The sequence below is a fragment of the Micromonospora sp. NPDC050417 genome (assembly GCF_044458865.1).
Classification (GTDB): Bacteria; Actinomycetota; Actinomycetes; order Mycobacteriales; family Micromonosporaceae; genus Micromonospora_G.
Window position 1 is genome coordinate 218,471 of sequence record NZ_JBITIH010000002.1, and the last position, 19,834, is coordinate 238,304.

General features: G+C 69.8%; 12 protein-coding genes, 2 tRNA genes and 1 pseudogene. 12 read left to right on the forward strand and 3 right to left on the reverse strand.

Annotated features, from left to right (window positions below; translation table 11 throughout):
• Positions 1–241: 241 nt before the first annotated feature.
• The 4 genes from dnaN to ACIBF5_RS03610 are packed head-to-tail and all read left to right on the forward strand — an operon-like array spanning position 242 to position 4,050.
• Positions 242–1,375, forward strand: coding sequence for a DNA polymerase III subunit beta (dnaN, locus tag ACIBF5_RS03595; RefSeq protein ID WP_396807728.1), 1,134 nt, complete (start codon positions 242–244; stop codon positions 1,373–1,375).
• Positions 1,376–1,412: 37 nt separating this feature from the next.
• The gene (gnd, locus tag ACIBF5_RS03600) at positions 1,413–2,285 is read left to right on the forward strand and encodes a phosphogluconate dehydrogenase (NAD(+)-dependent, decarboxylating) (RefSeq protein ID WP_396807730.1); all 873 of its coding nucleotides are present in this window, start codon (positions 1,413–1,415) and stop codon (positions 2,283–2,285) included.
• 6 nt (positions 2,286–2,291) lie between these two features.
• Complete coding sequence (gene recF / locus ACIBF5_RS03605; RefSeq protein WP_396807732.1) at positions 2,292–3,425, forward strand: DNA replication/repair protein RecF; 1,134 nt, start codon at positions 2,292–2,294, stop codon at positions 3,423–3,425.
• A complete protein-coding gene (locus tag ACIBF5_RS03610) occupies positions 3,415–4,050 on the forward strand; it encodes a DUF721 domain-containing protein (protein WP_396807734.1) in 636 nt (211 codons plus the stop codon). The genes recF and ACIBF5_RS03610 overlap by 11 nt, the downstream gene beginning before the upstream one ends.
• A 589-nt stretch (positions 4,051–4,639) precedes the next feature.
• Here ACIBF5_RS03610 and ACIBF5_RS03615 read toward each other — a convergent pair.
• Positions 4,640–5,404 (reverse strand): annotated as a pseudogene (locus tag ACIBF5_RS03615) (MFS transporter); the annotation flags it as partial.
• Between the two features lie 217 nt (positions 5,405–5,621).
• Complete coding sequence (locus ACIBF5_RS03620; RefSeq protein ID WP_396807736.1) at positions 5,622–6,176, reverse strand: hypothetical protein; 555 nt, start codon at positions 6,174–6,176, stop codon at positions 5,622–5,624.
• 497 nt (positions 6,177–6,673) lie between these two features.
• On the opposite strand from ACIBF5_RS03620, the gene gyrB reads away from it, so the two are divergent.
• The 8 genes from gyrB (at position 6,674) to ACIBF5_RS03660 (ending at position 15,051) form a co-directional block, all read left to right on the forward strand.
• Complete coding sequence (gyrB, locus tag ACIBF5_RS03625; protein ID WP_396808267.1) at positions 6,674–8,617, forward strand: DNA topoisomerase (ATP-hydrolyzing) subunit B; 1,944 nt, start codon at positions 6,674–6,676, stop codon at positions 8,615–8,617.
• 179 nt (positions 8,618–8,796) lie between these two features.
• A complete protein-coding gene (gene gyrA, locus ACIBF5_RS03630) occupies positions 8,797–11,316 on the forward strand; it encodes a DNA gyrase subunit A (protein ID WP_396807738.1) in 2,520 nt (839 codons plus the stop codon).
• A 3-nt stretch (positions 11,317–11,319) separates the two neighbouring features.
• Positions 11,320–12,297, forward strand: a complete 978-nt coding sequence (locus ACIBF5_RS03635; RefSeq protein WP_396807740.1) for a DUF3566 domain-containing protein — start codon at positions 11,320–11,322, stop codon at positions 12,295–12,297.
• Positions 12,298–12,472: 175 nt separating this feature from the next.
• Positions 12,473–12,546 (forward strand) — tRNA-Ile (locus tag ACIBF5_RS03640).
• A 37-nt stretch (positions 12,547–12,583) separates the two neighbouring features.
• Complete coding sequence (locus ACIBF5_RS03645) at positions 12,584–12,712, forward strand: DLW-39 family protein (protein WP_396807742.1); 129 nt, start codon at positions 12,584–12,586, stop codon at positions 12,710–12,712.
• 42 nt (positions 12,713–12,754) lie between these two features.
• Positions 12,755–12,830 (forward strand) — tRNA-Ala (locus tag ACIBF5_RS03650).
• A 503-nt stretch (positions 12,831–13,333) separates the two neighbouring features.
• Positions 13,334–14,422 (forward strand): S-(hydroxymethyl)mycothiol dehydrogenase, encoded by a 1,089-nt coding sequence (locus ACIBF5_RS03655; protein WP_396807744.1) that lies wholly within the window; start codon positions 13,334–13,336, stop codon positions 14,420–14,422.
• Positions 14,422–15,051, forward strand: coding sequence for an MBL fold metallo-hydrolase (locus ACIBF5_RS03660; RefSeq protein WP_396807746.1), 630 nt, complete (start codon positions 14,422–14,424; stop codon positions 15,049–15,051). Before ACIBF5_RS03655 ends, ACIBF5_RS03660 begins: the two co-directional genes overlap by 1 nt.
• A 27-nt stretch (positions 15,052–15,078) precedes the next feature.
• On the opposite strand, the gene ACIBF5_RS03665 is transcribed toward ACIBF5_RS03660, so the two are convergent.
• Positions 15,079–19,590 (reverse strand): HAD-IC family P-type ATPase, encoded by a 4,512-nt coding sequence (locus ACIBF5_RS03665; protein WP_396807748.1) that lies wholly within the window; start codon positions 19,588–19,590, stop codon positions 15,079–15,081.
• Positions 19,591–19,834: the final 244 nt, after the last annotated feature.

The window sequence follows — 19,834 nt, forward strand, 5'->3', positions numbered from 1 at the left end:
GATGAAGACGATGAGTTTTATCTCTAAGACAACAAAAACCAATCATCACCGTTGGGCATTCTGTGGATTCAGCTGTTCGACCTCACCGAAGATCCGCATCGAGAACCGGAACACCGGGGGCGGACGCACAGCCGACAGCATCGCGGCCTAAGGTGCGATGGGGATCCGCACGGTTGGCCGGGCGGGCAGGCGGCACCCGGCATGAGACAGTGGTCGCTGACGTCGACGCGGAGGCAATGGCATGAAGTTCCGAGTGGAGCGCGACGCGCTCGCCGACGCCGTGGCCTGGACGGCCAAGAGTCTGCCGAACCGGCCTTCGGTGCCGGTTCTTGCCGGAGTGCTACTGCGGGTCGCCGAGGGCAGCCTGCACGTCTCTGGCTTCGACTACGAGGTCTCCAGCCAGGTGACCGTGGAGGTGCAGGCCGACGCGGATGGTGCGGCACTCGTCTCCGGGCGGCTGCTCGCTGAGATCACCAAGGCGCTGCCGGCCAAGCCGGTGGACATCGCGGCTGTCGGCTCGCACCTGGAGCTGGTCTGTGGGAGCGCCCGGTTCACGCTGCCGACGATGCCGGTCGAGGACTACCCGACCCTGCCCGAGATGCCGGCCAGCGCGGGCACGATCGACGCCGCCGCGTTCGCGGCTGCGGTCGGCCAGGTTGCGATCGCGGCCGGGCGGGACGAGACGCTGCCGATGATGACCGGCGTCCGGATCGAGCTGAACGGCGGCACCCTCGCGATGCTGGCGACCGACCGGTACCGTCTGGCGCTGCGCGAGATGCAGTGGCAGCCGGACGACCCGGAGATCAGCCTGAACGCGCTGGTGCCGGCGAAGACCCTGCACGACACCGCCAAGACGCTCGGCCCGATCGGCGGCCACGTGACCATGGCCCTGGCCCAGGGCGCGGCTGGCGAAGGCATGATCGGCTTTGCCGGCGGCACCCGACGTACCACCAGTCGCCTGCTCGACGGCGCCAACTACCCGCCGGTCCGCTCGCTCTTCCCGAGCAGCCACAACGCCGAGGCCCGGGTCGCGGTCAGCACACTGGTCGAGGTCGTCAAGCGGGTGTCGCTGGTCGCCGAGCGGACCACCCCGGTGCTGTTGAGCTTCAGCGCCGACGGCCTGGTGGTCGAGGCCGGTGGCACCGAGGACGCACGGGCGAGTGAGGCGATGGAGGCGACCTTCACCGGTGAGGCGCTGACCATCGGGTTCAACCCCGGATACCTGATCGACGGGTTGCAGAATCTGGGCGCCGCGACGGCGCTCTTCTCCTTCGTCGACGCCTTCAAGCCCGCGGTGATCTCCCCTTGCGGGGAGGACGGGGAGATCATCCCCGGCTACCGCTATCTGATCATGCCGATCCGGGTTACACGATGACCCAAGCCGGCAAGCCGTAACAAAAGGGGAAACGGAAATGCAAATCGGCCTAGTTGGACTCGGCCGGATGGGCGGCAACATGCGCGAACGTCTGCGCGCCGCCGGACACGAGGTGGTCGGTTTCGACCGTGACCCCGGGGTCACCGATGTGTCCAGCCTCAGCGAGCTGGCCGAGAAGTTGGCCACACCTCGGGTCGTCTGGGTGATGGTGCCCGCACAGGTCACCGAGGCCACCATCGACGAGCTCTCCGGCGTGCTCACCGCCGGTGACATCGTGATCGACGGAGGCAACTCGCGATTCAGCGACGACGCGCCGCGCGCGGAGAAGCTGGACCGGTTCGGCATCGGCTACGTCGACGTCGGCGTCTCGGGCGGTGTGTGGGGCCGGCAGAACGGCTACGCCCTGATGGTCGGTGGCTCGAACGAGCACGTCGAACGGCTCATGCCGATCTTCGAGGCACTCAAGCCGGCCGGCGAGTTCGGGTTCGTGCACGCCGGCCCCGTCGGTGCCGGTCACTACTCGAAGATGGTGCACAACGGCATCGAGTACGGCCTGATGCACGCGTACGCCGAGGGCTACGAGCTGATGGCCGCCTCGGAGCTGGTGACGAACGTACCCGGCGTGATCAAGTCGTGGCGGGAGGGGACCGTGGTCCGTTCCTGGCTGCTCGACCTGCTCGACCGTGCGCTCGACGAGGACCCGGAGCTGTCCAGCCTGCGGGGCTACGCCGACGACACCGGCGAGGGACGCTGGACGGTCGAGGAGGGGATCCGGCTCGCGGTGCCGATGAACGTCATCGCGGCATCGCTCTTTGCCCGGTTCGTGTCTCGTCAGGACGACTCTCCGGCGATCAAGGCGGTGGCCGCGCTGCGCAACCAGTTCGGCGGCCACGCCATCCACAAGAACTAGCAACCGGTGTACGTCCGCCGGCTCGAGCTGGTCAACTTCCGCTCGTACGAGCGGGTCGAGCTGGATCTTGAGCCGGGCGGAAATGTCTTCGTGGGCCCCAACGGGGTCGGCAAGACCAACCTGATCGAGGCGTTGGGCTACGTGGCGACCCTGGCCAGTCACCGGGTCGCCACGGACGCACCGCTGGTCCGGTTCGGAGCCGGCTCGGCCGTACTCCGCTGCGCGATCGTGCACGACGGCCGGGAACTCCTGGTCGAGCTGGAGATCGTGCCGGGCAAGGCCAACCGGGCACGGCTCGGACGATCTCCAGCGCGCCGGGCCCGGGACGTGCTCGGCGCGCTGCGGCTGGTGCTCTTCGCCCCCGAGGACCTGGAACTGATTCGTGGCGATCCGGCGGAGCGACGGCGATACCTGGACGACCTGATGGTTACCCGGCAGCCCCGCTTCGCCGGAGTACGGGCCGACTACGAACGGGTGGTCAAACAGCGCAACGCGCTGCTGCGTACGTCGTACCTGGCGCGCAAGACCGGTGGGTCGCGCGGCGGGGACCTCTCCACCCTCGACGTCTGGGACGCGCAGCTCGCCCGGCACGGGGCGGAACTGCTCGCTGGGCGACTCGAACTGGTCGCCACCCTGGCGCCGCACGTCAGCAAGGCGTACGACGCGGTGGCGGCGGGACGTGGGGCGGCCGGCATCACGTACCGGCCGTCGATCCAACTCAGCGGGGAGCTGCCGGACCGGTCCGCTCTGGAGGCGGCGCTCGCCGCCGCATTGGCCGAGTCCCGGCCGAGTGAGGTGGAGCGTGGCGTCACGCTGGTCGGGCCGCACCGGGACGAGTTGGCCCTCACTCTCGGACCGATGCCCGCGAAGGGGTACGCCAGTCACGGCGAATCCTGGTCGTACGCGCTCGCCCTGCGGCTGGCCGCGTACGACCTGTTGCGGGCCGACGGCATCGAGCCGGTACTCGCGCTCGACGACGTCTTCGCCGAGCTGGACGCCGGCCGCCGGGAGCGCCTGGCGGAACTGGTCGGCGGGGCGAGCCAACTGCTGGTGACCTGCGCGGTCGACGACGACGTGCCACGGCTGCTGCGCGGTGGCCGGTACGCCGTCTCCGAGGGGACGGTGCGCCGTGGCGGATGAGCCAAAATCGAAGCCGACGACTGGGCTGAAGGCGACATCGGCGAAGGGGCCGAAGCAAGAGCCGAAGACGGCGGATTCGATGTTGCCGGCAGCGGCGGAGGCGAGCGGTCCGGAACTGGCGCGGGCCGTACTCGACGCGGCGCGGGCCCGTCGGGAGGCGAACCGCCCGCAGCGGCGGGCCCGCCCTGGCGCGGACGGCTCGGGCGGCGAGGGCGCCGACGGGCAACCCCGGCGGCGGTTACGTGGCTATTCGGGTCCTGGACCGGACCCCCGCGACCCGCAACTGCTCGGCACCGTGCTCGCCCGTCTGGTCAAGGCCCGCGGCTGGCAGCAACCGACGGCGGAGGCAACCGTCTTCGGCGCCTGGGAGCGGGTGGTCGGTCCGGACGTGGCCAAGCACAGCCGGCCGGTCAAGTTGGAGGACGGCGAGCTCACGGTGGAGGCGGAGTCGACCGCGTGGGCGACCCAGCTTCGACTGCTGGCCGGTTCGCTGCTGCAACGGATCGCCGGCGAGGTCGGCCATAACGTGGTTCGGAAGCTGAATATCCATGGGCCGACCGCACCATCGTGGTCGCGCGGGCCGCGACGGGTACGGGGGCGTGGCCCGCGGGACACATACGGCTGACCGTGGCGGCGCCGCGCAGCCGGGCCGCCGCCCGTCCGACGGTGACCGTTGCGACGGTTTCCGGTACCACCGCGACCGCCTGCCGTCGTTGCCGCGCGAGCGCCACTCCGGCGGCCACCGAAGCGAGCGCCGCGACCCCTCCGGCGAGTACCAACGTCTGTCGGGGACCGGCGTGTTCGGAGAGCCAACCGAGCAGGGGCGCACCGACGGCGGCGGCGATCGAGCCGGTCACCCCGACGGCGGCGAGTACCCGGCCGCGCATGGCGCCGGCGGTGTCCAACTGCGCCCGGGTGCCGACGGTGGTGTCGATGATGACCGCGGTCGCCGCGATCGGCAGGATGAACGCGGCGAAGGTCCAGGTGCCAGGGGCCAGACCGGCCAGGATCTGGAGCAGACTGGCGAGGATTCCGGCGCCGACCAGGATGCCGTAGCCGAGTTCCCGACGCTGGGCGGCGACCAGCGCGCCGATGACCGTACCGATCGCGAAGACGGTGGAGAGCATGCCGTACCCCGAGGCTCCGGCGCCGAGCGGACCGTCGCTCATCGCCGCCATCGTCACCTGGTAGTTGCGGCCGAGGCTGCCCAGGACGAAGGCGAGCGCGAGCATGGTGAGTACCAGCCGCTGACCTCTCAGGTACGCGAACCCGGCTCGGACGCCACCCGAGTCGGCGGCGGGTTCCACGGCCGCTGTCGACCCGCTGTCCGGCAGGGTCGGGTCCTCCGGAATGCGCGGGGCGTAGTCCCCCGGCTTCGTCGGGTCGGGGGTGTGCAGGTCCCGCTGCCGGATCGAGAAGAGCGCCAGCACCACCGCGGCGAAGCTGACCGCGTTGATGACGAAGAGTGGGGCGGGCCCCGCAGCGGCGACCAGTACGGCACCGACGCTCATGCCGAGGATCCGGCCGGCGGAGTTGGTGAGCGAGCCGAGCGCGAGCGCGTTGCCGAGGGTGGCCCGGTCCACGAGGGTGGAACCCCAGCGACCCATCACCGGGCCCTCGACGGCGGAGACGGCGCCGCTGATCAGTGAGATCGCGTAGATCACCGGGAGCCCGCCGGTGTGTGACCAGGCGACGGCCGCCAGGCCGAGGGCGAGCGCGGTGTGCATCACCTGGGTGCCGATCAGCAGGGGGCGGGCCCGCAACCGGTCGGCGAGTGCGCCGCCCCAGGTGCTCAACAGCAGGCTGGGCAGTGCCTGGAGCAGGATGGTCCAGCCCATCGAGGTGATCGAACCGGTCGCCTGGAGCACGTACCAGTTGACCCCGAGCACCTGCATCCAGGTGCCGATGATCGATATGAAGCCGGCGCCGGCCCAGATCCGGTAGTTGCGATGGCGCAGTGCAGCGAATGTGGCGCGCATGGCCGCGTGCCGACCCCCTTGGACGGCGGCCGCGGTGTGCACCCACCAGATCCCGACTCGTCACCGACCCTCGGTGACGACCCGCAATACTGGCCTGAGTCGTAGCGAAACACTTACTTCTGGTGATCGACCTCACCCGGCGCGCACCCGTACTGAGCTGGGCGGACGCACAAGCGGGTCGAGTGGAGCCGGACCACGGGGTCGGATCCGGTGCGGATCAGGAGTCGGCGTAGACGGCGAACCCACGGTCGGCGCAGCGTCGGTAGAAACCGGCCAGCACGCTCAGCTCGGAGCGTACGAAGCTCCACTGCGGCGAGGCACCCGACTCGTCCCGAAGTGCGTCGAGCCGGCTCTCCAGCCACCGCAACTGCTGCTCGGCGAGGCGGCCGTCGGCGAGCGCCGACCGGAGTACGGCACCAACCGTGTCGAAGGTCACGAGATCGCCGTGTTGGCGGTGGCCGTCGACGAATCGCTCCAGGCCGCCGGCGATCCACGCGCAGCCGTCGGGATCGATCACGGGATCCTCGTCCTCGGCGGCGGCCTCTGTGGCGTGGAGCACACCGTCCAGGCCGAGTAGGAGGTCGACCAGTTCGGTGTAGGCCGTTGCCCGGACCGTTCCGGTCTTGGCGATGTGGCCGGCCAGTGCGGCGGTCGGCGCGGCGACCTCGGGCGCGTCGGCGAGATCGCCGAAGTCGACGAAGTCGGCCGGAGCCACCGGGTCGTAGAAGCGGCCGGTCCGCGGCCAATGCACCGCGACATTGTCCAGCCCCATCGGTCGTCACCTTCCTGAGCGCAAGCAGAACCGGCCGTCCGAGGCACGGCGACAGCGACGCAAAGTTACGGCACGGCGAGCGGTTCGCGCGACCCCCCAGCCGACAAGATCCGTTTGCGGATCGAGCGTTGCGCCGGAGAGCGGCGATGATCCGACTGTTGGCGTGTGGGGGGATTCGTGGGAGGCGGGGTGCGGCCCGCTACGGAGGTCTGAGGCGGTCCGCTGGGGTGCCGCGTACTGGTTCTGTCGTCTCGGCACAGTAGGATTGACGCAGAGACGAGGACAGGGTGTGGAGCGACGACGCGGGCCGGCCGGCCTGTGCCACCAGTCCGCACCAGGTCTGAGCCGATCGCGATCCGCGGGCATCCGCGGCGACCGGCGCTTCCGGCCGTATCCGCAGTTCAATCGTGGTGCCGGTCCGTGCGCCGAGGTCGCCGTGCCCGCCAAACCCGCGCCGCCGCGCCCTGGTGCCCGGATGGTGCGAGAAAGTGGCCAAGGTGGCAGCGCAGGACAAGCAGGAATACGGTGCCGACTCGATCCAGGTGCTCGAGGGCCTGGAGGCGGTCCGCAAGCGGCCCGGTATGTACATCGGATCGACCGGCGAGCGCGGTCTGCACCACTTGGTCTGGGAGGTTGTTGACAACGCGGTTGACGAGGCACTCGCCGGATACTGCGACACCATTCTGGTGACGCTGCTTGCCGACGGTGGCGTACGCGTGGTCGACAACGGCCGTGGCTTCCCGGTCGACATCCACCCGAAGCTGAAGAAGCCCGGTGTCGAGGTGGCGCTGACCGTGCTGCACGCCGGTGGGAAGTTCGACGGTAAGGCGTACGCGGTCTCCGGTGGCCTGCACGGCGTCGGTGTCTCGGTGGTGAACGCCCTCTCCGTACGGATGGCTCTGGAGATCCACAAGAACGGCAACGTCTGGCGGCAGCAGTACCACAACTCCAAGCCGACGCCGCTGGAGAAGGGCGAGACCACCAACCTGAGCGGCTCCTCGGTCGCGTTCTGGCCGGACCCGGACGTCTTCGAGACGGTGGAGTTCACCTTCGAGACGATCTACCGCCGGTTGCAGGAGATGGCCTTCCTCAACCGTGGGCTCACCATCCAGCTGCGCGACGAGCGGGTCCAGGAGGAGGACGGCAAGGCGCGCGAGGTGACCTTCTGCTACAAGGGCGGTATCGCCGACTTTGTCCGCCACCTGAACGCCTCGAAGAGCCCGATCCACAAGACCGTGGTCGAGTTCGGGGCCGAAGAGGAGGGCATGTCGGTCGAGATCGCCATGCAGTGGAACGAGTCCTACGGTGAGTCGGTCTACACCTTCGCGAACACGATCAACACCCATGAGGGTGGCACCCACGAGGAGGGCTTCCGGGCCGCGTTGACCGGTGTGGTCAACAAGTACGGCGCGGAGAAGAAACTCCTCAAGGGCGACGAGAAGCTCTCCGGCGAGGACATCCGGGAAGGGCTTGCCGCGATCATCTCGGTCAAGCTGGCAAACCCCCAGTTCGAGGGTCAGACCAAGACCAAGCTCGGCAACACCCCGGTGAAGAGCTTCGTGCTGCGGGTCTGCAACGAGTGGTTGGTGGACTGGTTCGACCGGAACCCGGCCGAAGCCAAGATGATCATCACCAAGGCGTCGCAGGCCGCCCGGGCCCGGATCGCCGCCGCCCAGGCGCGCAAGCTCGCCCGGCGCAAGTCGCTGCTGGAGTCCGGCTCGATGCCGGGCAAGCTGGCCGACTGCCAGTCGACCGACCCGCGCGAGTCCGAGGTGTTCATCGTCGAGGGTGACTCCGCCGGTGGTTCCGCCAAGCAGGGGCGTGATCCCCGTACGCAGGCGATCCTGCCGATCCGCGGCAAGATCCTCAACGTGGAGAAGGCCCGGATTGACCGGGTGCTGAAGAACAACGAGGTCCAGGCGCTGATCACCGCGCTGGGCACCGGCATCCACGACGACTTCGACATCGAGAAGCTGCGTTACCACAAGATCGTGTTGATGGCCGACGCCGACGTCGACGGCCAGCACATCCAGACCCTGCTGCTCACCCTGCTGTTCCGGTTCATGCGGCCGCTGGTCGAGCTCGGGCACGTCTACCTGGCCGCCCCGCCGCTGTACAAGATCAAGTGGAACAAGAAGGGCGACGACGCCCAGTACGCCTACTCCGACCGGGAGCGGGACGGGCTGATCGCGCTGCGGCAGCAGAAGAAGGCCAACGCCAAGCCGGACGACATCCAGCGGTTCAAGGGTCTGGGCGAGATGAACTACCCGGAACTCTGGGAGACCACCATGAACCCGGCAACGCGTACGCTGCGTCAGGTCACGCTCGACGACGCGGCAACCGCCGACGAGCTCTTCAGCGTTCTCATGGGTGAGGACGTGGAGGCGCGCCGGTCGTTCATCCAGCGGAACGCGAAGGATGTCCGGTTCCTGGATATTTAAGGCTAATCCTGGACACCAAGGTCTCGCCGGCGACGCGGGTTTCCGGATGACTGAGGGTGGACATCAGGGTGACCAGTGGGTACGGGCAGGTGAAATCCACAGGGTTATCCACAGCTTCGACGGTTTCCACAGCCGTTATCCACATGGAGAGCGGCTAATTAGTCTGATAAGGGTTGACAGTGACGGATACTCCCGAGTCCTTCGATAGCGAGCCGGAAGCGGCTGCCGCCGGCGGGGCGGTGGTCCAGCACGACCGCATCGAGCCGGTGGGGCTCGAGGTGGAGATGCAGCGGTCCTACCTCGACTACGCGATGAGCGTGATCGTCGGTCGCGCCCTGCCGGACGTACGGGACGGCCTCAAGCCCGTACACCGCAAGATCCTCTACGCCATGTTCGACTCCGGCTACCGGCCGGACCGGGGGTACGTGAAGTGCTCCCGGGTGGTCGGCGACGTGATGGGTCAGTTCCACCCGCACGGCGACTCCTCCATCTACGACGCGCTGGTCCGGATGGCCCAGCCCTGGTCGCTGCGCTACCCGCTGGTGGACGGCAACGGCAACTTCGGCTCGCCGGGTAACGACCCCGCCGCCGCCATGCGGTACACCGAGTGCAAGCTCGACCCGCTGGCGATGGAGATGCTCCGGGACATCGACGAGGACACCGTCGACCTCCAGGACAACTACGACGGCCGGGCCAAGGAACCGACGATCCTGCCGTCGCGGATTCCCAACCTGTTGCTCAACGGCTCCGAGGGCATCGCGGTCGGCATGGCCACCAAGATCCCGCCGCACAACCTGCGCGAGATCGGTGCGGCGGTGCAGTGGTGCCTGGAGAACCCCGAAGCCGACGAGGCGACCACCCTCGACGCCCTGATCGAGATCGTCAAGGGGCCGGACTTCCCGACCTACGGCCTGATCGTCGGCCACCAGCCGATCCAGGACGCGTACCGCACCGGCCGCGGTTCGATCCGGATGCGGGCCGTGGTCGAGGTGGAGGAGGACAAGCGGGGGCGTACGTCGCTCGTTGTCAGCGAGTTGCCGTACCAGGTCAACCCGGACAACCTGGCCGAGCGGATCGCCGAGCTGATCAAGGAGGGCAAGCTCGCCGGCATCGCCGACATCCGCGACGAGTCCTCCGGTCGTACCGGTATGCGGATCGTGCTGGTGCTCAAGCGCGACGCGGTCGCCAAGGTGGTGCTGAACAACCTCTACAAGCACACCCAGCTCCAGGAGACCTTCGGCGCCAACATGCTGGCGCTGGTCGACGGGGTGCCGCGCACGCTGAACCTCGCCCAGTTCATCCGCTACTACGTCGAGCACCAGATCGACGTGATCCGCAGGCGGACGGCGTACCGGCTGCGTAAGGCCGAGGAGCGGGCGCACATCCTGCGCGGTCTGGTCCGGGCGCTCGACGCGCTCGACGACGTGATCGCCCTGATCCGGCGCTCCCCGACGGTGGAAGAGGCGCGGCAGGGCCTGATCCAACTGTTGGAGATCGACGAGATCCAGGCGACCGCGATCCTCGACATGCAGCTGCGGCGGCTCGCCGCACTGGAGCGTCAGAAGATCATCGACGAGTTGGCGAAGATCGAGATTGAGATCGCCGACCTCAAGGACATCCTGGCCAAGCCGGAGCGGCAGCGGAAGATCATTTCCGAGGAACTCGGCGAGATCGTGGCCAAGTGGGGCGACGAGCGGCGTACCAAGGTCCTGCCGTTCGACGGCGAGGTCTCGATGGAGGACCTGATCGCCCGCGAGGACGTGGTCGTCACCATCACCCGGACCGGGTACGCCAAGCGCACCAAGGTCGACCTCTACCGCTCGCAGCGCCGGGGCGGCAAGGGTGTCAGCGGCGCCACGCTGCGCCAGGATGACATCGTCAGCCACTTCTTCGTCTGCTCCACGCACAACTGGATGCTCTTCTTCACCAACAAGGGTCGGGTCTACCGGGCGAAGGCGTACGAACTGCCCGAGGCGAGTCGGACGGCGAAGGGGCAGCACGTCGCTAACCTGCTCGCCTTCCAGCCGGACGAGCAGATCGCCCAGGTCATCCAGATCCCGGACTATCAGGTCGCGCCCTATCTGGTGCTGGCCACACAGAAGGGCTTGGTCAAGAAGACCAAGCTGGAGGAGTTCGACTCCAACCGTTCCGGTGGCATCATCGCGATCAACCTTCGGGATGAGGACGAGTTGGTCGGAGCGGCACTTGCCGGACCAGAGGATGATCTCCTGCTGGTGTCCAAAAAGGCGCAAGCGATCCGGTTCAACGCCACCGACGAGGCGCTCCGGCCAATGGGTCGGGCCACCACGGGCGTGATCGGGATGCGCTTCACCGACGATGACGTCCTGCTGGCCATGGAGGTGGTCCGCGAAGGGATGGACGTCCTGGTGGCGACGAACGGCGGGTACGCAAAACGTACGCCGATCGAGGAATATCCGGTCCAGGGCCGGGGAGGAAAGGGTGTGCTGACCGCAAAGATCACCGAACGTCGTGGTGGACTGGTCGGCGCAGTTGTGATCAGCCCGGACGACGAGCTGTTCGCGATCACCAGTAACGGCGGCGTGATCCGGACTCCGGTGAAGCCTGTACGCCGTACACGCGATCGGAACACAATGGGGGTCAAGCTGATGGACCTCCCGGATGGTGTGACGATCGTGGCCATTGCTCGCAATGCCGACGAGCCTGACGAACAGGACTAGTTGATGACGGAGACACAGGCGAAGTCGGGGAGCGCGGGGACCTCGGCCAACCCGGTCGATGAGGAGGCCGCTGCCGGCGGCGCACCAGCGACCGGCCGCGCGGCCGTCGGCCGGGCGGTTGTCCCCGCCGACGCGCCGTCGCCGAAGTTCACCCGGGCACCCGGCATGCCGCCCCCGCCGGACCAGCCCAGCGGTGAGGCGAGCCGTCCGGCGGAAGCTCCCGGAGCCGGCGCGGGCCCCGCGCCGTCGTCGGGTACGGCACCGACTGCCACCGCGTCGTCGGCCGCCCCGTCGCCCAGCGGCTCGACGGGACCGGGTGCCCAGAGCCGGCCAGCCACGCCCGGCCGGCCCCAGCCCTCGGGTGCGCCGACCCCGGGGCAGACCACCCCCGGGCAGACCTCGCCGGGAATGTCCGTACTCGGCCAGCCGTCGTCGGGAGCACCCGTCGCGGGTCCGGGTGCCCAGGACGAGGGGTCCGCCACCGGATCGGCTCGACCGAACCCCGGCGGCGGAGCGGGACGTACCTTCGCAGGCGCCGCTGCGGTCGGTGCCGCCCGGGTCAGCGAGGCGGTGCGGTCGGCCCGTAGTTCGGTCGGCTCCGCAGCCTCGCGTGGGCCGCGTCGGGCTCGGCTGAACCTCAAGCGGATCGACCCCTGGTCCGTCATGAAGTTCTCGTTCGCGGTGTCTCTGGTGCTTTTCGTCGTCGTGATCGTGGCGACCTCGGTGCTCTACCTCGCACTCGACGCCATGGGCGTGTTCGAGAGTGTGAACAGCAGCCTGGCCGACCTGATCAACGCCGGCGGCGGTCAGAGTGACAGTGCCTTCACCATCACCGCCAAGGGTGTGATCCTCAGTTCGGCACTGATCGGGCTGGTGAACGTGGTGCTCTTCACCGCGCTGGCCACGCTCGGCGCGTTTGTCTACAACGTCTGCGCCGACCTGGTCGGTGGGATCGAGTTGACCCTCGCCGAGCGCGACTGACAACGTGCGGAACGCCGGGGTCCCGCGAATGCGGTGGCCCCGGCGTTTCATATTCGGTAGCGTCTTCCAGGGCCGCCACGGCGCCCCGCGCGCGGGACATCGTCGCAGCTCGGCGCGGGGGTCAGCCCCCGAGTTGGGAGATGGCCCGGAGGTACGGTAACCTTGCTCGTCGCAAGGGGCTATAGCTCAGTCGGTTAGAGCGCAGAGCTGATAACTCTGAGGTCGCTGGTTCGATTCCAGCTAGCCCCACTTTTAGACCGACAGCAGTCGAGCGTGAGGGACTGTCATGTTCAAGAAGCTTCTGATCCTCGCCAGCATTGTCGGCGTGGCGGCCCTGATCGCCAAGAAGGTCAAGGAATCCAACGACGAGCGCGCCCTGTGGCACGAGGCCACCACCGCGCCCGACCTCCGGTAACTCCGCGATCCGGATTGCCCTACCCGGCGGCTGACTCCGCTAGGGGCCATAGCTCAACTGGCAGAGCACTGCCTTTGCAAGGCAGGGGTTAGGGGTTCGAGTCCCCTTGGCTCCACCAGCACTTTCACGCGTTGACCTTGGGTACGAGTGCAGCCAAGGGATTCTCACGCAGACCCCTGGTCGCCCAATGCCGGTCAGATCGCCGAGGCGGCATTGCCCGAGCCGGCAGGAGAGCACGGCAGGGATTCTGATAATGCTCGCCGACGCATCCGCCGACCGGGGTGCCACGCGTCATGTGGGGCGCCGCCGCGATCCGGTTCACGGCTGGAGCGGTTGGGCGCGCAGCGCGGTCCTGTTCATCGTCGCCACCCTACGACTCCGGTGGTTCCGGCATCAGGGCGCCGGCGGATCGGAGCACGCGGCGGCCGTTCCGGCGATTTGCTCGGCGTCCGACCGCGATCGGCAAGACTGAGGCGCACAATCGGACCGAAGCGGTACGGATCGCCGAGCGGAACGGTCGGCTGCTCGGCGATTGACGTCTGGTACTCGATCGATGCACGTGATGTGATACCTCCGAGATCAAGACCGAGGATCGATCGCGGCGAAGGCGAGGGCGGACCAGTGGGTCAGGAAGTACGCGGTGTCATCTCAAGGGCCAGGGGGGCACCGGTCGAGGTCGCCACGATCGTCGTACCGGACCCCGGACCGGGCGAGGCCGTGGTGCGGGTGCAGAGCTGCGGGGTGTGCCACACCGATCTGCACTACCGCGAAGGCGGTATCAACGACGACTACCCGTTCCTGCTCGGACACGAGGCAGCCGGGATAGTGGAGCAGGTCGGCGAGGGTGTCACCGGCGTGGCACCGGGCGACTTCGTCGTACTGAACTGGCGGGCCGTCTGCGGTGACTGCCGGGCCTGCAACCGGGGCAAGCCGTGGTACTGCTTCAGCACGTACAACGCCACCCAGAAGATGACCCTCACCGACGGCACCGAACTCGCACCGGCCCTGGGCATCGGCGCGTTCGTGGAGAAGACCCTCGTCCACGCCGGACAGTGCACCAAGGTCGACCCGTCGGCCCGACCGGCTGCGGTCGGCCTGCTCGGCTGCGGGGTGATGGCCGGGCTCGGCGCGGCGATGAACACCGGACAGGTGACCCGGGGCGACTCGGTCGCGGTGATCGGCTGCGGTGGGGTGGGTGACGGTGCCGTCGCCGGTGCCGTCCTGGCCGGCGCGACGACGATCATCGCGGTGGACACCGACCCCCGGAAGCTGGAGTGGGCGAGGGGCTTCGGCGCCACCCACACCGTGAACGCCCGGGAGACCGACCCGGTCGAGGCGATCCGAGCGCTGACCGGCGGGTTCGGCGCCGACGTGGTGGTCGACGCGGTCGGCCGACCGGAGACCTGGCAGCAGGCGTTCTACGCCCGGGACCTCGCCGGCACGGTGGTCCTGGTCGGAGTCCCCACACCGGAGATGAAGGTCCCCGAGCTGCCGCTGCTGGACGTCTTCGGTCGCGGCGGCGCCCTCAAGTCGAGCTGGTACGGCGACTGCCTGCCCAGCCGGGACTTCCCCCTGCTGACCGAACTCTATTTGCAGGGGCGGCTGGACCTGGACAGCTTCGTCACCGAGGAGATCGCCCTGGACCAGGTGGAGGAGGCGTTCGCGCGGATGCACCGGGGCGACGTACTCCGGTCGGTGGTGGTCTTCTGATGACCGCCCGGATCGACCATGCGGTGACCAAGGGGACCTTCTCCCTCGACGGCCAGACCTTCGACGTGGAGAACAACGTCTGGGTGGTCGGCGACGACGACGAGTGTGTGGTCATCGACGCACCGCACGACGTGGAGACGATTTTGCGTACGGTCGGTGGTCGGCGGGTGCGGGCGATCCTCGCCAGCCACGCGCACGACGACCACGTACGGGTGGCGCCGGCCCTCGGTGAGGCGACCGGCGCGCCGGTGCTGCTGCACCCGAACGACCGGGTGCTCTGGGACCAGGTCCATCCCGACGTGATGCCCGACGGTGAGCTGAGCGACGGGCAGACGATCGAGATCGGCGGGATCGTGCTGACCGTCCTGCACACACCGGGCCACAGCCCGGGTGCGTGTTGCTTCCACGTACCCCGCCTCGGTGCGGTCTTCACCGGTGACACGCTCTTCGCCGGTGGACCGGGTGCGACCGGACGGTCGTACAGCGACTTCGGCACCATCATCGGTTCGATCCGGGAGCGGCTGCTGACCCTTCCCCCGGCCACCACCGTCCGCACCGGCCACGGGGACGGTACGACCATCGGGGCCGAGGCACCGCACCTCGACGAGTGGCTGGCCCGGGGGCACTGACGTACGCGTTGCCGACCGGGCCGGAAATCACGCCTGCTGCGGGTCGCCCGAATCCGGGTCGTCTGATTCCGGGTCGCCTGACTCCGTACCGGTCGGCGGCGAGTTGGCGTCCACCGGTTCGTGCTCTTCCGATCGGGTGAACAGCCGGCCCAGGGTGCTACTGGCGAAGGTGGCGCTCAGTGCGCTGCCTGCGGCGATGCCCCAACCGACGGGGCCGAGTGGGGTGCAGCCGAAGAACTGGCTCACCCCGGGGGTCTGGATCACGCCGGCCAGGACCGCCATCGACGCCGCGGTCGAGGCGAGTACGGCCGGGGTCGCGCCACCGTCGACCACCGTCTGGCCGAGCTGGGTGCCGACCAGCGAGGCGAGCGCGATGGTGCCGGCGCGGCGCTGCCGGCCGGTGAGTCGGGCCAGGGTCCATCCGGCGGTGGCGCCGAGCGTGGTGGTTCCGGCCCGGAGTGCGATCTCCCGGTTCAGGGTGCCGCCGAGTGAGCTGTCCGGTCCTTCCAGCAGCAGGCCGTCGGTGGCGTCCGGGTTCGGCGCCCGGACCGCGATCGCCATCGCCGGGGCCAGGTCGGTGAGGAGGTTCACCAGCAGGAGTTGGCGGCCGTTGAGCGCGGACCGGCCGGTGGCTGCCGCGGTGAGCACACTGAACGCGATCTCGCCGAGGTTGCCGCCGACCAGGATGCTCAGCGCGTGCCGTACCGAGGACCACATGGCCCGGCCCTCGACCAGGGTGGCGATGATCGTTTCGAGCCGGTCGTCGGTGACCACCAGGTCGGCGGCGGCCCGGGCGGCGGGCGTACCGCGCTGACCGAGCGCGATGCCGACGTCGGCGAGCCGGATCGCCGGGGCGTCGTTCGCCCCGTCACCGGTCATCGCAACCACCCGACCGGCCTGCTGAAGTGCCTGGATGATCCGTACCTTGTGCGCCGGGGTGCAGCGGGCGACCACGTCGGTGCGGGCCAGCCGCTCGGCGAGCGCCTCGTCGTCGAGCTGGTCGAGTTCGATGCCGGTGGCGACCCGCTGTTCGGCGTCGTCGGTGCTGATGATCGAGGCGATCGCGGCGGCGGTGCCGGGGTGGTCACCGGTGATCATGATGGTGTGCACCCCGGCCTGACGGATCCGGGCGACCGCTGGGGCGGCACTCGCGCGTACCCCGTCCGCAAGGGTCAGACAGCCGACGAAGGTCAGGTCGGTGACGTCCGCGTCGGTGATCGTGTCCCCGTCGACCACCCGTTCGGCGACCGCCAGTACCCGCTGACCGGCCCCCGCGTGCTCGCCCATCATCTGCTGCAACGACTCCCGGCCCGCGTCGTCGAGCGGTACCTCGCCGTCTCGGGTCCGCCGCCGGGTGCACCGGGGCAGGATCGTCTCGGGTGCGCCCTTGACGCTGAGCAGGTGCGTCTCGTGCCGTCGGCCGACGGTGGCGTGGTAGCCACGGGACGGCTCGAACGGCAACGCGTTCGCGTAGTGCCAGCTCCGACAGCCGGTGGTTGGCCCGACCTCGGCATCCCGGGCGCCGACCACCACCGCCCGGTCGGTCTGCCCGCTGATCTGGTCGGGCTGTTCCACCTCAGGGGTGGCGCGCAGAGCCGCGGCGAGGACCCGGCGCAGCGTACGGTCGAGGGCGTCGACCTCGGCGTACTGCTCGCTGTCGCCGACCCCGGCGAGCCGCAGGTGTCCCTCGGTCAGGGTGCCGGTCTTGTCGAAGCAGAGCACGTCGACCCGGCCGAGCGCCTCGATGGTGCGCGGGTTGCGGACCAGGGCACCGTGTTCGGCCAATCGCCGCGCGGCGGCCAACTGGGCGGCGCTGACCAGGAACGGCAGCCCTTCCGGTACCGACGCGACGGCCAGGTTCGCGGCGGTCGCGGCCGTCTCGGCCAGGGGTACGCCCCGGAAGAGCCCCGCCCCGGCCACCGCCATCGCCGCGCCGGTCGCTACCGGGATGGTGGCCTTTGTGATCTTGGTTAGTCGGGCTTCCACTCCGCTGCTCGGAGGTGCCTGACGGGCCAGCGCCATGCCCCGACCGACCTCGGTGTCGGAACCGGTGGCGACGACCACGGAGACACCCCGACCGGCGGCGACCGTGGTCCCCTCGTAGAGCATCGACCGGCGATCGGCGACCGCCGCGGCCACCACCGACGGGCTGTCCTTCGCGACCGGCAACGACTCACCGGTCAGCGACGACTCGTCCGCCTCCAGCCCGTCCGCCTCCAGCACCCGGCAGTCGGCCGGAATCGCGTCGCCCGGCCCGACCAGCACGATGTCCCCGGGGACCAGGTCGCTGGCGGCGACCACACGCTCCTCGCCGTCGCGACGTACCCGGGCCGTCACCGCCGTGCGGGAGAGCAACTCGGCCAGCGACCGCTCGGTGTTGACCTGGTGGATGGCGCCGATCAGCGCCGAGAGCCCCACCACCCCGCCGACCAGTGCCGCGTCCACCACCGAACCGACCGCCGCGGAGAGGCTGGCCCCGGCGGCCAGGACGGGGGTCAGCGGGTTGGCGAGTTCGTCGACGAAGGCCCGACCGAGGTTCGCGCCCTGATGGTCGTCCGGTCCGCTGTCCCTGCCACGACGCTGGACCTCGGTCGTACTCAGGCCCTCCGGGCGGGTGCCCAACCGGTCAAGCACGGTCGCCACCGGCATCAGGTGCCAGGGCGTGGCCGCACCGGCGGGCCGGACCACAGCGTGCGGGGGGAGCCGCTTCGCCCGCCAGACGCCGTTCGCCAGCGCCATCGCACCGGCCACGTTCACGCCGTTCATCGTGCGGCGCGGCAAGCGGGCGACCGGCGCGGTGAACGCGGTGAGCGCGCCGAGACCGGTGCCGGCGGCGGCCAGGGCGATGTTCTGCCGGGTCAGCTTCCGGGCCACGCCGACCGCTTCGACGATCAGCGCCGGCACCTCCAGGTCGGCGCCGATCAACAGATGCGCCCCCCACGGTGGTGCCTCGGAGGCATACCAGACGCCGAGTCCGCAGTCGGACGCACCGAGTGCGCGCCGGTCGCCGGAGACGAGCATGACCATCGCCCCCTCGGCCTGCAACGACCGGATCGACGCGGTCAGCTCGGGCCCGCCGGGCACCAGGGCGTCGGCGTAGCCGTACCGGTCGTTGTCGGCGCTCGCGACCACCAGGCGGACACCGGCCCGGCTGGTCACCGAGGGCAGGGCGTCAACGCCGGGCGCCGGCTCCGGCTCGTACTTGACCACCGCCGCCAGTTCGCCGTCGTGGGTCAGGCCGAGCACGCTGCCGCCGGAGCCGAAGAGCCGGCCCGCCTCCGGGTGGTCCCTCGGCGGCGTCACGCCCAGCGCCGCGAACGGGGCGAGCCGCCAACCGTCCGCCTCGTGCGGCTCGTCCGGGCAGGCCGGGTGGAACAGGGTGAACGCCTGGCCGGCGATTTCCTCGGCCTCGCCGGCCAGCGGCACCAGGTCGGTCAGGGTGCCCCGGTTCGAATGCAGCACGGCTTCGTCCAGCACCAGGGTGTCGATCCGGTCCAGCTCCCGAAGGACCGAACGGTCCATGGCGATCACACCACGGGCGGCGAGTGCGCGGCCGAACTGTGCGGCGTACCCCTCCCTGCCGTCGAAGGGTGCCTTGGAGAGGCTCGACATGGCGAGCGCGGCGGCCCGTTTCGGGCCGGCGAACGGCAGCGCCACCGCCCCGGCCAGGGCCCCGGCGGTGAGCGTACGGGTGGTGTACCGCTCCAGCGGGCCGTCGGGCTTTCGTGGGCGCCCGTCCAGCAGCGGTTGCGCCGCAGCCAGCTCGGGCGTACCGGCGAGCCGGGGCTCGGCGTCCTGCCAGGCGGTCAACTGGGCGCGGGCCTCCTGCCACTGGAGCACCCGCTGGGCGCCGTCGAGCAGGATGCCCGCCCAACCACCGGTCAGACCCAGCGCCATCGCCTCGGCCAGCGGCAGCAGGGAATCCGCCCGGTGGTCGCCGCGCAGGCCCTGGCCGACCAGGGCGTGCAGCCTCGGCTGCATGTCGATCGCCTTGAGCAGGCCGGCGACCTCGCCCGGAAGCGGGGCGAAGGGCAGGATCCGGGTGGCCACGGTGAGCCCCAGACCGAACGCGTCCGCGGCCAGCGTCGAGACCGCCCGCCGGGTTCGGGGCCCCTCCTCCGGCGGGTGCGGTTGCGGATCGTCGGGGTGGTGCTCACAGTCGTCGGTACGTTCCACCGCGACGATCGTCGCGATCAGGTCCCGCAGCCGGGGCGCGGGGTCGTCGACGGCCACCACCACCCGGCTGGTCGGCGCGTTGACCCGGGCCCAGAGCACGCCCGGCAGGCGTTCGAGAGCTTCCTCCACCCGGTGCGCCAGCCGCTCGCTGCCCGGTAGCGCCACGCCGCGTACCTCGATGTGGTGCCGACCCGGCCGGGACCGTACGCCGCGTTGGGTCAGCCCGGCGACGCGTGCGCCCTGACCCGCCAGCGCTCCGGCCCGGCTGGCCAGTTCCTGGGCACCTCGCGAGACGCCGCCCAGCAGGTTCGAGAGGGTGGGCGTCGGCAGGGCTCCGGTGAGATTCAGCCCGAAGGGCGTCATCGAGCCGCGTGGGTGGTGGTAGCGCGCCGCTGTGCCTGTTGATGACTCCCGATGCTCGCGTACGCCATTTCGCCCCCCGGATGACGGTCGGCCCTGCCTTCCCCGCCACGGGTACGTTATGCACGCCCACCAGGCGAAGTTCCCTTTCCGTCGGGTCGGCACCGGGTTTGTGGGGCTGGTCGGGCATGGACGCCGTCGATGGTGGAATGCCACCGGGACACGACATCCCCGCCGGCCGGTGGGG

What these genes read in the sequence shown, in the direction of transcription:
- ACIBF5_RS03660 (WP_396807746.1), top strand. Translation starts at nt 14,422, where the DNA reads ATGACCGCCCGGATCGACCATGCGGTGACCAAGGGGACCTTCTCCCTC.
- ACIBF5_RS03620 (WP_396807736.1), bottom strand. Translation starts at nt 6,176, where the DNA reads ATGGGGCTGGACAATGTCGCGGTGCATTGGCCGCGGACCGGCCGCTTC.
- gnd (WP_396807730.1), top strand. Translation starts at nt 1,413, where the DNA reads ATGCAAATCGGCCTAGTTGGACTCGGCCGGATGGGCGGCAACATGCGC.
- dnaN (WP_396807728.1), top strand. Translation starts at nt 242, where the DNA reads ATGAAGTTCCGAGTGGAGCGCGACGCGCTCGCCGACGCCGTGGCCTGG.
- ACIBF5_RS03635 (WP_396807740.1), top strand. Translation starts at nt 11,320, where the DNA reads ATGACGGAGACACAGGCGAAGTCGGGGAGCGCGGGGACCTCGGCCAAC.
- ACIBF5_RS03665 (WP_396807748.1), bottom strand. Translation starts at nt 19,590, where the DNA reads ATGACGCCCTTCGGGCTGAATCTCACCGGAGCCCTGCCGACGCCCACC.
- ACIBF5_RS03645 (WP_396807742.1), top strand. Translation starts at nt 12,584, where the DNA reads ATGTTCAAGAAGCTTCTGATCCTCGCCAGCATTGTCGGCGTGGCGGCC.